A 13739-nucleotide genomic window follows, 5' to 3' on the forward strand; every position below is an offset into this window, starting at 1 on the left:
CAGGTGAACATCTTATCTCGTTCTCAAATATGGAAAGTTGGAATTCAAGTATAGAACGGATTAACATGACGGCAGAATCATGCAAATCACATCCACACCACATATCGCGAACGACAAACGCCCTCTGTCAGGCGTGAAGGTCATCGAGTTCTGCCAAGTAGCGGCAGGTCCTTTCTGCGGCATGCTCCTGGCCGATTACGGCGCAGAAGTCATCAAGATCGAACCCCCTGAAGGCGACACCCTTCGTCAGTGGCCCCCCATCAAGAATGGTGATTCCGAAAATTTCGCGTCCCTCAACCGATCCAAGCGTTCGATCGCGCTGGATCTGAAAAACCCGGAAGATCTGGAACTGGCTCGCAAGCTGGTCCTGGAGGCTGATGTCCTGGTTGAAAACAACCGCGCCGGCGCCATGGAGCGCCTGGGGCTCGGCTGGTCCTGGTTCAAGCAGCGCAAGCCCTCTTTGATCTACTGCTCCATATCTGCCTACGGCCAGGACGGCCCCCGCTCGGGCGAAGGCGGTTTCGACCTGACCATGCAGGCCGCCGGCGGCGTCATGAGTGTGACAGGCGAGGCAGATGGTGCGCCCGTGAAGTGCGGCGTGCCAATTTCCGACTTCACTGCCGGACTCTACGCGGCCTTCTCCATCTCTTCCGCATTGGCGCGACTCCGTGCCGAAGGTGAGAACGCCCAGGGCTGCCACATCGACGTACCCATGTTTGCAACCACTCTGGCAGTGGGAGCCTTGCAAACCAGTGAATACTTCGGCACCAACCGAAACCCCCGGCGCCTGGGCTCCGCCCACCCCAGGAATGCCCCCTACCAGGCATTCAAGTGCGCCGACGGCTGGTTTGCCATTGCTGCAGGTAACAACAAGCTCTGGCGCTCAGTCTGCGAAGTGGCCAACACCCCCGCACTGTTGGCAGACGAGCGCTTCGGCACTCCCAGCCTACGTGCCGCCAACCAGGAAGCACTGAAGGACTTGCTCGAAGTTGAGTTTTCCCGCTCCACCATTCAAGACTGGGTTGGTCGGTTTGCTGCAGCAGGTGTGCCCTCTGCACCTATCAATGGCTTTGCCGAAGCCCTGGCCGATCCGCAATCGAAGCACCTGCAACTGGTGCAACCGATGATGCTCCCCGGCGGCACCGAGACCCGCACCGTGGCCTGCCCCGTGCGTTTTGATGGCGCGATCTTCAACGTTGACACACGCCCACCCGCACTGAACGAACACGGCCTGGATTTGCGCTCATCCTGCGAAGAGGCCTCCAGTGCAAAGGAATCATCATGAGCACATCGCCGACCGCCGCCACTCAGCATGTGGAGCCTGTAGAGAATCCACTGGCTTTGGCTAGATCTCTCGCGCCGCTGCGCGAATTCGTGGCCACGACGACCCGGATTGTGGAGCAACCGCAGTCTGAAGCCCACTGCGTGGAAGCCGTTCGGGGTGCTCTGGCACGCCTCATTTCCAACGACGCCTGGCTTCCCGCTTCAGCTGCCCAGCCACACCCTGAGCACTATCAGCAGTACCTTTTGCACTGCGATCCGTTGCAACGATTCAGTGTGGTGAGTTTCGTCTGGGGACCCGGCCAGCGCACCCCGGTGCACGATCACATGGTGTGGGGACTGATCGGCATGCTGCGCGGCTCTGAGACCGGGCAAAACTTCAAACGGGACGAGAACGGCAAGCTCATACCCGATGGACCGCGGCAAACCCTGTCCCCTGGCGACATTGAGATGGTCTCCCCGCGCACCGGCGATATTCACCAGGTGGCAAACGCCTACGATGACCGCACCTCGATCAGCATTCATGTTTACGGGGGCAACATCGGTGCCGTCGCTCGCCACGTTTTCGATCTGGAAAGCGGCGCGGTCAAACCCTTTGTGTCCGGCTACTCTTCGGCCCAGACCCCGAACCTGTGGGATCTATCGCACATTGTTCGCGCAGAGCTCCCAAAGGAGCCGGCATGATCGAATTTACCTGCGCCGACCACATTGCGGTGGCAACGCTGGCTCAGCCTGCGCGCGGCAACGCCTTATCGGAATCCATGGTCGAATCCCTGATCGACCGGGTAACGGAATGCGTCGCCGATGACTCCATTCATACCCTTGTTCTGAACTCCACCGGTTCACATTTTTGCACCGGCTTCGACCTCGGCAATCAGACGGCGGAACCTCGCGCGGCGGGCGACAGCCAAGCTGCTGCGGATGGTCCGCTTCTCTGGCGGTTTGCACGGATCGAGCATCTGCTGGCTCTCATCTGGAACGCGCCTCTTCGAACCGTTGCCGTGGCGCGGGGGCGTACCTGGGGTGCTGGCGCAGATCTATTTGTGGCGTGCGATCTGCGTTATGCGGATTCGCAGACCGAATGGCGCTTTCCCGGCGCAGGGTTCGGGCTTGTTCTGGGCACACGGCGCCTATCGAGTGTGGTAGGCCCGGACAAAGCATTGAATTGGGTCGCACACGGCTGCCGCATTGAAACCAGTGAAGCCCTAGCCAGCGGCTTGGCCACTGCACAGCTCAGCGATCCCATGATCGCATCCGATGGATGGCGCACTCAACTACCTGCTCTGGCGGTAGACCGTTCCACTTACGCCCAACTCAAGGCTGCCACGCGCCCCGACCAAAGCAATGACGATCTCGCCGCGCTCGTGCGCTCAGGGGCTCTGCCAGGGCTGGCCGAGCGACTGCAGGCCTACAGAAACAACAGCAAGCCACGCAAGTAACTCCGCCTCATCTCATTTCAAGCGCCACTCTCCAGAGACATTCCTCTTTCTAAATCCGAAGGAAAAAGCATGAGCAAACCACAACGCCTACGCCTGCTGGCACCACTGACCCTGATGTTTCCTTCACTGCTGATCGGAACACATGCCGCAGCGCAATCCACTTGGCCTTCCGGCCCTATTCGCCTGGTGGTGCCCTTCCCGCCTGGCGGCTCCTCGGACATCCTCGGCCGGCTGATCGCGGACCAGATCGGCAAAACCCTGGGCGCCAACTTCTTCGTTGAAAACAAGCCCGGCGGCACCACGCAGATCGGCACAGAAGCCGTGGCAAGCTCACCGGCTGATGGCAACACATGGCTATTGGCCGCTGCCACCAGCTTCACTCAGCTTCCAAACCTGCGCAAGCTGAGTTATAGCCTGGACAGCTTTGAGTCTGCGGGCGGTATCGCCGACTACATCGGGGTGATGGCCGTGCGCAAGACACTGCCCATCAAGAACATGAAGGAGTTCGTCGCCTACGCCAAGGCCAACCCAGGGAAACTCTCGTTCGGTTCAGCGGGCGAAGCATCTGCCGGCCACGTTTTTGGACTTACCTTGGCCCGAGACACCGGTATAAACGTTCTGCATGTGCCCTATAAGGGCTCGGCCGCAGCCGTCAACGGCCTGCTGACAGAGGAGATCGACTTCATCATCGACGGCGCCGTCTCTCCAATGGTGAAGGCAGACAAGGTACAGCCACTTTGCGTGTTCTATAGCCAGCGCCACCCGGACCTGCCAGCCGTGCCCACACTCAAGGAATCTGGCTTCGAAATCACGCAGTCAAAGAGCCCCGGATGGGGCCTCTTGGCGCCTAAGGGCACGCCCAAAGCCATCGTAAGCCAGATGAGCAATGCATTGCGCAAGGCGCTGGAGACGAAGTCCGTTCAGGACGCCTTGGCACGGGCCAACACGATCGCTGCATGGATGCCGCCAGAAGAGTATGGCAAAGCCCTCCTTAACGACCAAAAAATGTACGCTGAGTTGCTGCCCACCATCGGCATTCGCGGCAACTGAAGCCAATCTTCTCCGCACATGAGCTCAACTGCATTCAACCCTGCTGCCACTGTGAAACCGAACCAAACCGTACGCGAGATCCTTCACCCCACTGGCGTGGCCATCGTGGGTGCCTCTGACAGCGATGAAAAATGGGGTGGCCGCCTGCTGCGCTACATGCTCAAGCATCGGCACAACGGCCCCCTCTACCCCATCAACGCCAAGGCCACCGAACTGATGGGGCTGCCGGCTTACCAATCGCTCAAGGACTGCCCTGGCGCGGTCGATCTGGCCATTTTGCTGGTTCCTCGCCACCACATTCGTGCCGCTATCGAGGACTGCATCGAAAAGAAGGTCGGGTGTGCACTGTGCATCACGGCCGGTTTCGCGGAGACGGGACCGCAAGGCCGAGCCGATGAAGAGGAACTGGTGGCCCTGGCTCGCTCAGGCGGAGTGCGCTTGATCGGACCAAACTGCATGGGGCTGCTGAACACCCACCACAATCTCTGCGCCACCACCGGTGTGGTCATGGGCAACGTAGACCGCCTCCCAGCGGGCGGCATCGGCATGGCCAGCCAGAGCGGCGCGCTGATGGGCGCCATGATTTCGCGCGGAGTGGACATTGGCGCAGGTTTCTCATCCACCATCTCAGTGGGCAATCAGGCCGACCTGGATCTGAACGACTTCTTTGAATACCTGATCGACGACCCAAAAACAGAAGTCATCACTCTGTACATTGAAGGCATCAAGGATCCGCAGCGCTTCACCGCCTTGCTCGAACGCGCCGCGGCAGCCGGCAAACCGGTGTGCGTGGCCAAGTCAGGCCGTAGCGAAGCGGGTGCGCGCGCAGCCGCATCACACACTGCCAGCCTTGCGGGCGCATGGCCCTCCTTCGAAGCCACCTGCCGCCGCTGGGGGTGTACCTCTTTGAGACCATCTACGACCTGCTGCAAGGCGCACTGCTATTGCAGCGAGGAAAAGACCCACCTCCAGCAATGTGGCTGTCTTTTCCGGCTCCGGCGGAGGCGGTGCACTGCTCGTTGACGGCCTTGAGGCGCACGGACTCACGCTGCCACAACTGTCGGATGCCACCGTGCAAGCCATCTCGAAGGTCTTCCCGCCCACTCACCGGCAATTACCCTTCGATTTCGGGATGCTGAACCCCCAAGCCGAGCCTGACCCAGAGGTGAAAGGTGGCGGTGTCGGCATAGCGGTTGATCGTGCCATGTCAGACCCTGCCGTCGGGGCCGGTTTATTGCTTTTAACCACGCAACCCTGGCAGGAAAAAGTGGTCGAGGCCGCCATTTCCGCCGCAGACCGTACCAACAAACCGCTGGCATTCGTGCAGGGCGCGGGCAATCACGGCGATATTGCAAGGCGCATGTTGCGAGAGGCGGGGCACGGCTATTTTGATAGTCCTCACGATGCCTTCAAGGTGCTGGCTGTGCTGGCCCATCGCAAAGAACCTGAGCCAGCGACACTCCCCGTAACGGGTTGCGGAGTACCGGACGATCTGCCTAGCGGCTTTCTCACCGAGCCTGATGCCCGCAAGCTGCTGGAAGCCAACGGCATTCCCACCACGCGGTGGTCGTTCGCCAAAGACGCTGATGCCGCTGTGCGCGCAGCGCAGGAGATCGGCACAGCGGTGGCCATCAAGGCCGTCAGCGCCGCGATCGTTCACAAGAGCGACATTGGCGCGGTACGTCTTGGCGTGCAGGGAGACAGCGCCGTGCACGACGCATGCGAGACCATCGCCCAAGCCGCACGTGCCGCAGGCGTGCCCAAACTTGACGGCTACCTGGTCACAGAAATGTGGCGCGCAGACGCCGAGTTGATCCTGGGCATCCAGAACGATCCCGAATTCGGTCCCTTGGTCATGGTGGGCGCAGGTGGCGTGCTGGTCGAGCTCATGAAGGACGTGCAGCTACGCCCTGCTCCGCTTTCCCACGCGATGGCCCGGGAGATGCTTGACGGGCTGCGTAGCCGTGCCCTGCTCAACGGCTTTCGTGGCCGCCCGCCCGCTGATCTGGATGCCATCGCCGACGTGCTCGTGCGTCTGGGCTCAATCGCCGCGGCCTCCAACGGGCGCGTGCAAGAGCTCGACATCAACCCACTGTTCGTCGCCGGCAACCGCATTGTGGCCGCCGATGCGCGTGCCACGTTGGCCTAACCGATTCGTCTCATAAATCACCCAAGGAAATTCATTCATGTCCGACATCACGTATGAAAGCGTTGGCGGCATCGCCCGCATCACCATCAACCGGCCTGAAGCGCGCAACTCGATCAACAACGCTGTCGTGCAGGGCCTGCACCAGGCGTGGCTGCGGTTTGCCCAAAGCGATGACCGCGTGGCGGTTCTCGGCGCCGCCGGCGACCAAGCTTTTTCCGCTGGCGCCGACCTTAAGGACCTCCCGAGAGATGTGTGGACCGCCATGCCCAACCTTTCGGTCCCCTGCAACAAACCGATCATCGGCGCGGTGAACGGTTTCGCCGTGGGAGCAGGCGCCACCATGATCATGCTGGCCGACATGGCCGTCGCGGAAGAGCAGGCACAGTTCATCTACCCTGAAGCCAAGATTGGCGCGTTCGCCGGCATCATGGCTGGTTTCCCGCCGCGCATGCAATACAAGGCGGGCCTTGAATGGCTAATGACCGGTGATCCCATGACCGCGCAACGTGCCTACGAGATCGGCCTGGTCAATCGCGTGGTGCCAAAGGGGCAAGCCATGACTGTCGCCCTGGAACTAGCCGCCAAGATCGCCAACAACGCTCCGCTAGTGGTGCAGGCAATGAAATCGATCGCAGCAGGTACGCTCCCTGTCTCACCCACCGCGCAGCACTATCCGCAGCGCGTGATGCTCGACCGCATTGCCAGCAGCGAAGACATCAAGGAAGGCGTCGCCTCGTTCAAGGAAAAGCGCCCGCCCAAGTTCACCGGCCGCTGAGCTAAAGCGCATAGCACCGCATTCAAACCAAAGGAGACAAGATGATCCGCAAGAGACACCTAATCGGCATGCTGGCGCTGGTCGCGCTACCTGCAGCCTTCTCGCCCGCCACAGCGCAAACGGCTTCTGCCAACTGGCCAGACAAGCCGATTCGCTTCATCACGCCTTACCCGCCTGGCGGATCTTCGGACATCATCACCCGCTTCATTGGAGACCGCGTCTCCAAGGCACTGGGCCAACCCGTCATCGTGGAGAACAAGCCCGGCGCGGGCGCCGCGTTAGGCACTGAGTATGCAGCCCGAGCCGCGCCCGATGGCTACACCTTCTTCGTCGGCCCAACCGCCACCGTTGCCGTCGCACCCTACCTGCGCAAAACAGGCTACACATGGGAAAGCTTTACACCCATAGCCAAGCTAAGCTCGTCATACGGGCTGATTGCGACACGCAAGGATGCGCCCTTCTCCAATTACAAGGAGTTCATTGCCGCTGCCAAGGCCAACCCCAACAAGTTCACCTTCGCATCGAATGGGGTGGGCTCCATTGTGCATCTGACCGGCGTTCTGCTGCACAAGCAGAGCGGCGTGGAAGTTACTCACGTGCCCTATAAGGGCGCCATGGAGTCCATGACCGACATGATCGGTGGCCGTATCGACGTCATGTATGACCCGGTCACCGCCGCACGCGTGAAATCCGGTGACCTCAAGGGCCTTGCCACCACCAGCGACATACGTAACCCGCAACTGCCCGATATTCCCACACTGAAAGAGCAAGGCTTCAGCGTCAATCCGCCAAGCTGGTTTGGCCTGTTTGCGCCGAAGGGAACGCCTGCTCCCATCGTGGCGCGCATGGCGGAAGAAACAGCCAAGGTGCTGGCAGGCCCCGGTGTCCGCGAGCAACTCCTGCTCTCAGCCATGTATCCGGATTTCGCAGGGCCTGCGGAGTTTGCCAAACAGGTGGAGCGAGACGCAAATCACCTCCGCGATGTCGTTCAAAAGGAAGGCATCAAGGGCGATTGAGCCAACAAGCACCTCCCCGCTCGGGGAGAGGTCTTCACGGGGTACGCTGGAGCCGACCGCGGTGGCCTCCGTGAGAACACTTGTAAAGGGTTTGAAGTCGAAAAACCGTCAACGCACCTCTGAATCGCTGATTACCTACACTTGCGGTGTGTTCAGCATCTATGAGAAAGGCCGTCATGGCCGAGTTTGACTTCGATCTCTTTGTCATTGGCGGTGGATCCGGCGGCGTGCGGGCGGCCCGCATGGCCGCCCAGCGTGGCGCTCGAGTTGGCATGGCCGAGAGTGGCCCCATGGGAGGCACTTGCGTCAACGTGGGGTGCATTCCCAAGAAGCTCTACAGCTATGGAGCCCATTATCAGGAGGCCTTTGAAGAGTCTCGCGGCTTTGGGTGGCAGCTTACAGGTACGCCCACCCTGAATTGGGAAACACTGAAATCCAATCGAGCGAAAGAAATCACCCGGCTCAATGGGATCTACGACGGATTGATGACCAATGCAGGAGTATTGCGCTTGCAAGGTCACGGAAAACTGACAGATGCCCACACAGTGGAAGTCACCCAATCTGACGGCCAGACGACGCGACACACCAGCAGGCATATTCTGCTTGCCACGGGTGGCGTGCCCTTTGTGCCCGAGTTCCCGGGCCGAGAGTTGGCCGTCACGTCGGACGACATGTTCGATCTTCCCCAATTCCCGCAGCGCCTGGTGGTGGTGGGCGGCGGTTACATTGCTTGCGAGATGGCGAGCATTTTCAATGGGCTGGGAGCACAGGTCACGCTACTGTATCGGGGTGAGCAAGTTTTGCGCGGCTTCGACAATGAAGCGCGAGCCTTTACAGCCAGCGAGATGCGCAAAGCGGGCGTAGACATTCGTGTGAATACCGAGGTCGAGCGCATTGAGGCCGCGGGCAGCGGGCGCAAAGTATTCCTCCAGGACGGTCAGGTCCTGGAAGCAGACGTCGTGCTTTATGCCACGGGGCGCAAACCCCGCGTCAACGGCTTGGGACTGGGCGCACTGGGCATACGCCACGACGACAACGGCAAAATTCTCATCAACGACGATTTTTCTACCAGTGTGCCGAGCGTCTTCGCACTGGGAGACGTGGTGGGGCGCATGGAACTCACGCCAGTGGCGCTGGCTGAAGCCATGGTGCTGGTCGACCACCTCTTCGGCCCCGCTACCGGCAAACCGTCGCGAACCATGGACTATGAGTTCATTCCCACGGCCGTGTTCACCCATCCACCCATCGGGACCGTGGGACTGTCAGAAGAAAAGGCACGCGAAAAATTCGAGGCTATCAGGGTCTTCCGCAGCGACTTCAAACCGCTCAAACACACCCTTTCTGGCAGCAGCGAGCGAACAATGGTCAAGCTGATCGTCGACGCAGCCACCGACAGAGTGGTCGGTTTGCACATGGTCGGAGCCGACGCAGGGGAAATTGTGCAAGGCTTTGCCGTGGCATTGAAATGTGGCGCAACCAAGGCCCAATTTGATGCCACCATCGGTATCCACCCGACCAGCGCGGAGGAATTCGTGACACTCAGAGAAGTCAGTCGGACATAGGCTACTGCCCCGAACCACGAACCACGAACCACGAACCACGAACCACGAACCAAATGCGAAAGCCTTGTACACGACAGCAGGGTCCAGCGATCACTACCGACAGAGCAATTTCACCTTAAGACTTCCTCGAACCAAATTGATGAAAAATGAGTGACCTGAGCAAAATTACCTGCATCGAGGACCTGCGACAACTTGCACGGCGCCGTGTTCCCCGCATGTTTTACGACTACGCCGACTCCGGCAGTTGGACAGAAAGCACCTACCGGGCCAACGAGTCTGACTTTCAGCGCATCCTCTTTCGCCAGCGCGTAGCCGTCAACATGGAGGGGCGCTCCACGGCTTCCACCATGGTGGGGCAGCCAGTAACCATGCCCGTGGCACTGGCACCCACCGGACTGACGGGCATGCAGCACGCCGATGGCGAGATCGCAGCGGCCCGCGCTGCAAGAAAGTTCGGAATTCCGTTCACACTCTCGACCATGAGCATCTGCTCCATCGAAGATGTGGCTGAGCATGCCGGCCCAGGATTCTGGTTTCAGCTCTATGTCATGCGGGACCGGGACTTCATCGAGCGCTTGATCGACCGCGCCAAGGCAGCCGGGTGCGGTGCGCTCGTGATCACACTCGATCTTCAAATTCTCGGTCAGCGCCACAAGGACATCAAGAACGGGCTTTCAACGCCGCCCAAGCCGACTTTGGCCAACCTGATCAACTTGGCCACCAAGCCGAGGTGGTGCCTTGGCATGTTGGGCACGCCCCGACGCAAGTTCGGCAACATCCATGGTCACGTGAAGGGCGTCACCGACATGAGTAACCTGGGCGCCTGGACCGCAGACCAGTTCGACCCCCGCCTCAACTGGGGCGATGTCGAATGGATCAAGAAGCGCTGGGGCGGCAAGATCATCATCAAGGGCATCATGGAGGCGGAAGATGCTCGCCTGGCGGTAGATAGCGGGGCTGATGCCCTTGTCGTCAGCAACCATGGTGGTCGCCAACTCGATGGCGCGCCTTCCACCATCACTGCCCTTCCCGCCATCGTCGATGCCGTGGGCTCGCAAATTGAGGTGCACATGGACTCGGGCATCCGCAGCGGCCAGGACGTTCTGAAGGCCCGCGCACTTGGCGCACATGGCACCTATATCGGCCGCGCTTTTCTCTACGGCCTGGGCGCAGCGGGAGAAGCCGGTGTCACCAAGGCGCTGCAAATCATCCATCACGAACTCGACACCACCATGGCGTTTTGTGGTCACACGAATATCGAATCCGTTGACCAAACCATCTTTCGGCCTGGCACGTACCCGGTGAGCTGAATTCCTCTGCCACTGCCCGGGCTTGATTGAGTGCTACCGCCCACACGATTCAAAAGAACCCTCGGAGATTAAAAAAAATGTTTTCAAAATTCACCTGAAATGTAAGAATAAGTCTTATGACTATCAAAACAATACTCCTTGCTGCGACACTTTTGGTGTCCGGCTGCGGCGGCGGCACTGGAGGAGACACGCCAGCCTTGCCCTTGGCCAATGGCAAAGCTCACCTGAGTTCGCCGCTGGTCGGCGCTAAAGTGCAGGTTCTTGACTCTGCCGGAAACGCATCTTCCGACTACGGCAGCACGACCACCAGCGAAACAGGAACCTTCACAGTACCTGTGAGCCCAGCACTTGGTGCGCGCTTTCGCGTTGCGGTCAGCGAGGGTAGCTATGAGGGGAAACCCTTCCAAGAAACGCTCCTGCTCGACGTTGAAAACTTCAACCCGGAGCAGCATCTCTTGTATGTGAATGCGGTATCCACTCTGGTGAGCCGATACGTAGACCGCCACCCCAAAACCAGCGTATCAGAAGCAGCGAGCAAGGTGCTAGGCTTTCTGCAGGTACCCATTGCCCCCGAGCGAGCACCGCTGGCCTCAGACAACCCGCTGCAGGATCACTTCAGGCACGAGCTCTTTCTCCAGTCTGCCCAATCGCGAGAGGCACCGGCACTTGGCACCTATATCAATCAGCTCTTGAATGAGCTGGATGCCGGGGCAACCGCACACAGCTTTGGGAGGCCTCCGGTAGGTGATGCAGGGAGCATAATCGAAAAGCTCACCGAGGAACTGGCTAAGCACCTTGGGGACGAACTATTCAGCTGGGCCTTTGAGGCCATTCTCTCCGCTGCCGGTGTGGGGGGCAACGCCGAAATCCTCAAGGAGCTGCACGAAATCTCTGCCAAGCTTGATGAGTTGAAGGCGCTGACCACAGAGGTGCTGAGTGAACAAAAGCAGACCGAGGCAGAGATCGTGAGCGTGAACCTGCTCAATGCGATTACCAATATCCAGCAGCAGTACGATTACCTCACTTGGGTTTCTCAGCTCCCTGCGTGCCTAATGGACAGTCAAGGCAAGCCGGTAGATGCTGCGTGCGCGCGTGCCGCCGAGGCCACACAAGCCGAAGTTCGGCAACGAATTACGGCCATTCTGGACTCCAACGTAGGTGTGGTGCAGCTTACTGCTCTCATCAAAGCCTCCATGGTCCCTTCCCCCAGCGAAGTGGGAGTCATTCAACGTTGGCACGATTATCTGAAAACCACCAAGCCTTTCTATAGCCCGATCGTTGATCCGCGGCTTATCAAGATCAAGGAATACTACCAATCCGTGCAAGTGATGGCGGCCAACTTACTGGTCGAGGCCTCCATGGCGCAAACACCTCCTGACAAGAATGGAGCCAAGTACTACCTCGATCAACTCAATATTGCCCTGGCCGCACAAGACACGTTGACGCAAGAGATGCACGCTGAAGACAACGGAACCATTCTCGATCAGCGAAGCAAACTGCTCTGGCTCAGGGCGCCTTTCTCGAACCTGGAAGTGCCTGCCACGACCTATTGGGGTGACGCCTATGTCGAAAAGGCTGGCGAGCAATGCAAGGGCCTTGCCGACTCCGGATTCGCCGGTAACCACACATGGCGGCTGCCTTCAGACCCCGAATTCCATGCTGTTGTACAAGGAAGCCCCAGCGACGGAACCGCGCACAGTGGTGCAGGAATCTTCAAGTGGCTCGGTGAACAGGGCTTTCAAATGGGTGGCGACGTTGGCTGGGAAGGAGCTCGTGGTTTCGTAGACGGCGGTGCTTATTTCTCCAGCACCATGAGCGGTATCACTGGCAACTACTACAGTGCGTTGTGGGATGATGGCGTCGATTACGCATGCAATTTCGTCGACGAGATCCCCTGCAATTACGATGCTCGGACCTGGCGCGCAGGAGCTTGGTGCGTGGCAAGTGGGGACAAGGAGTAGCCCGGCAGCCGAGTCTTGTGGCTGTCAACGTTAGTCAAGCAAATCGGCAACGTACTCCCCGATCGCCAAGCTACTGGTTAGCCCTGGCGATTCGATGCCGAAGAGATTGACCAATCCTGGCACCCCGTGAACACGCGGCCCCTGGATCAGGAAGTCAGCTGCTGATTTCCCGGGGCCGCTGATCTTGGGACGAATCCCGGCATAACCCGGCTGCAGAGCCCCATCAACCAAGCCCGGCCAGTACTTTCGGACCTCCGCATAGAAAGCGTCTCCGCGCGAGGAATCCACCAGTAGATCGTCTGCATTTTCGACCCACTGCACATCAGGCCCAAATTTGGCCTGGCCACCAAGATCCAGCGTAAGGTGCACACCCAGGCCGCCAGCTTCGGGTACAGGATAGATCAGTCGCGAGAACGGCGCTTTTCCGGTCAGCGTGAAATAGCTACCCTTGGCGAACCATGCCTGCGGCACATGCTGTACGCCCAGCCCAGCAAAGCGGCGCGCCAGTTGGGGAGCTTGCAAACCCGCTGCATTAACCAGCTGGCGCGCGGCAAGTTGGGTGCCATCGGCCATGGTCAGGACAATCGATTCAGGGCCGGACTTTTCACTGAATTGAGCGGCCGCCAATTGTGAGTTGAGCGCAAGCGCCCCACCCTCGTTTTCCAGATCACCCAGAAGGCTCAGCATGAGTGCATGGCTGTCCACGATGCCTGTAGAAGGCGAATGCAAGGCCGCTACGCACTCTAGTTCAGGCTCCATGGCCTGCGCATCCTGACGTGATAAATGCACAAGATCGGTAACCCCGTTTTCGGCAACGTGCTCGCGAATGGAAAGGAGCCTGGGCAAGTCTGCCTCGCTGGTTGCGACGATCAGTTTGCCGCAACGCCGGTGGCTGATGCCTCTCTCCGTGCAATAGTCATAAAGCAACTTCTTTCCGCGCACGCAAAGAAAAGCCTTCAGAGTGCGAGGCTCGTAATAGATGCCTGCGTGGATCACTTCGCTATTTCGGGAACTGGTGCCTGTGCCGATGGCACCTGCACTTTCGAGCACAATGACTTCACGGCCACCAAGCGCCAGCGCACGCGCCACTGCAAGCCCCACCACGCCCGCGCCGACAACGACGGTATCGACTTGATCCATGGTCTCCGATCCTCTGGAAAATTCAGGGAAATCTTGTCCTACTGATCGAGTGCAGA

12 protein-coding genes are annotated in these 13739 nt (G+C 59.5%); 11 read left to right on the forward strand and 1 reads right to left on the reverse strand.

Translation table 11 applies throughout. The annotated features are described in order from the left end of the window. The first annotated feature begins 79 nt into the window (after nucleotides 1-79). The 11 genes from AAAK34_RS13145 to AAAK34_RS13195 all read left to right on the forward strand — a co-directional run bounded on the left by AAAK34_RS13145 (nucleotide 80) and on the right by AAAK34_RS13195 (nucleotide 12543). Nucleotides 80-1285 carry a CoA transferase gene (locus AAAK34_RS13145; protein WP_231698026.1) on the forward strand — a complete coding sequence of 402 codons (1206 nt, stop codon included), beginning with the start codon at nucleotides 80-82 and terminating at the stop codon, nucleotides 1283-1285. After that, nucleotides 1282-1965: a cysteine dioxygenase gene (locus AAAK34_RS13150; protein ID WP_231698025.1), complete on the forward strand. Its 684-nt coding sequence runs from the start codon at nucleotides 1282-1284 to the stop codon at nucleotides 1963-1965. The genes AAAK34_RS13145 and AAAK34_RS13150 overlap by 4 nt, the downstream gene beginning before the upstream one ends. Continuing rightward, nucleotides 1962-2720 (forward strand): enoyl-CoA hydratase/isomerase family protein, encoded by a 759-nt coding sequence (locus AAAK34_RS13155; protein WP_231698024.1) that lies wholly within the window; start codon nucleotides 1962-1964, stop codon nucleotides 2718-2720. The genes AAAK34_RS13150 and AAAK34_RS13155 overlap by 4 nt, the downstream gene beginning before the upstream one ends. A gap of 69 nt (nucleotides 2721-2789) precedes the next feature. Continuing rightward, a complete protein-coding gene (locus tag AAAK34_RS13160) occupies nucleotides 2790-3770 on the forward strand; it encodes a tripartite tricarboxylate transporter substrate binding protein (RefSeq protein WP_231698023.1) in 981 nt (326 codons plus the stop codon). Between the two features lie 18 nt (nucleotides 3771-3788). Beyond that, nucleotides 3789-4793: a CoA-binding protein gene (locus tag AAAK34_RS13165; RefSeq protein ID WP_431777357.1), complete on the forward strand. Its 1005-nt coding sequence runs from the start codon at nucleotides 3789-3791 to the stop codon at nucleotides 4791-4793. Next, nucleotides 4747-5919, forward strand: coding sequence for an acetate--CoA ligase family protein (locus AAAK34_RS13170; RefSeq protein WP_431777358.1), 1173 nt, complete (start codon nucleotides 4747-4749; stop codon nucleotides 5917-5919). The genes AAAK34_RS13165 and AAAK34_RS13170 overlap by 47 nt, the downstream gene beginning before the upstream one ends. 37 nt (nucleotides 5920-5956) lie before the next feature. Further along, nucleotides 5957-6694, forward strand: a complete 738-nt coding sequence (locus AAAK34_RS13175; RefSeq protein WP_231698021.1) for an enoyl-CoA hydratase-related protein — start codon at nucleotides 5957-5959, stop codon at nucleotides 6692-6694. 41 nt (nucleotides 6695-6735) lie between these two features. Next, nucleotides 6736-7710 (forward strand): Bug family tripartite tricarboxylate transporter substrate binding protein, encoded by a 975-nt coding sequence (locus AAAK34_RS13180; protein WP_431777359.1) that lies wholly within the window; start codon nucleotides 6736-6738, stop codon nucleotides 7708-7710. A gap of 176 nt (nucleotides 7711-7886) precedes the next feature. Further along, on the forward strand, nucleotides 7887-9272 hold the full coding sequence (gene gorA / locus AAAK34_RS13185; protein ID WP_231698019.1) for a glutathione-disulfide reductase: 1386 nt from the start codon (nucleotides 7887-7889) through the stop codon (nucleotides 9270-9272). Between the two features lie 146 nt (nucleotides 9273-9418). After that, nucleotides 9419-10582, forward strand: coding sequence for an alpha-hydroxy acid oxidase (locus AAAK34_RS13190; RefSeq protein ID WP_431777360.1), 1164 nt, complete (start codon nucleotides 9419-9421; stop codon nucleotides 10580-10582). A gap of 116 nt (nucleotides 10583-10698) precedes the next feature. Further along, nucleotides 10699-12543: a DUF1566 domain-containing protein gene (locus AAAK34_RS13195; protein WP_231698018.1), complete on the forward strand. Its 1845-nt coding sequence runs from the start codon at nucleotides 10699-10701 to the stop codon at nucleotides 12541-12543. Nucleotides 12544-12573: 30 nt separating this feature from the next. Here the strand turns inward: AAAK34_RS13195 and AAAK34_RS13200 are convergent, their stop codons facing one another. After that, nucleotides 12574-13683: an NAD(P)/FAD-dependent oxidoreductase gene (locus AAAK34_RS13200; RefSeq protein ID WP_231698017.1), complete on the reverse strand. Its 1110-nt coding sequence runs from the start codon at nucleotides 13681-13683 to the stop codon at nucleotides 12574-12576. Nucleotides 13684-13739 lie beyond the last annotated feature (56 nt).

The sequence above is a fragment of the Ottowia caeni genome (genome assembly GCF_050821495.1).
Lineage (GTDB): Bacteria > Pseudomonadota > Gammaproteobacteria > Burkholderiales > Burkholderiaceae_C > Ottowia > Ottowia caeni.

What these genes read in the sequence shown, in the direction of transcription:
- AAAK34_RS13155 (WP_231698024.1), top strand. Translation starts at nt 1,962, where the DNA reads ATGATCGAATTTACCTGCGCCGACCACATTGCGGTGGCAACGCTGGCT.
- AAAK34_RS13190 (WP_431777360.1), top strand. Translation starts at nt 9,419, where the DNA reads ATGAGTGACCTGAGCAAAATTACCTGCATCGAGGACCTGCGACAACTT.
- AAAK34_RS13145 (WP_231698026.1), top strand. Translation starts at nt 80, where the DNA reads ATGCAAATCACATCCACACCACATATCGCGAACGACAAACGCCCTCTG.
- AAAK34_RS13200 (WP_231698017.1), bottom strand. Translation starts at nt 13,683, where the DNA reads ATGGATCAAGTCGATACCGTCGTTGTCGGCGCGGGCGTGGTGGGGCTT.
- AAAK34_RS13180 (WP_431777359.1), top strand. Translation starts at nt 6,736, where the DNA reads ATGATCCGCAAGAGACACCTAATCGGCATGCTGGCGCTGGTCGCGCTA.
- AAAK34_RS13150 (WP_231698025.1), top strand. Translation starts at nt 1,282, where the DNA reads ATGAGCACATCGCCGACCGCCGCCACTCAGCATGTGGAGCCTGTAGAG.
- AAAK34_RS13165 (WP_431777357.1), top strand. Translation starts at nt 3,789, where the DNA reads ATGAGCTCAACTGCATTCAACCCTGCTGCCACTGTGAAACCGAACCAA.
- AAAK34_RS13175 (WP_231698021.1), top strand. Translation starts at nt 5,957, where the DNA reads ATGTCCGACATCACGTATGAAAGCGTTGGCGGCATCGCCCGCATCACC.
- gorA (WP_231698019.1), top strand. Translation starts at nt 7,887, where the DNA reads ATGGCCGAGTTTGACTTCGATCTCTTTGTCATTGGCGGTGGATCCGGC.
- AAAK34_RS13160 (WP_231698023.1), top strand. Translation starts at nt 2,790, where the DNA reads ATGAGCAAACCACAACGCCTACGCCTGCTGGCACCACTGACCCTGATG.
- AAAK34_RS13195 (WP_231698018.1), top strand. Translation starts at nt 10,699, where the DNA reads ATGACTATCAAAACAATACTCCTTGCTGCGACACTTTTGGTGTCCGGC.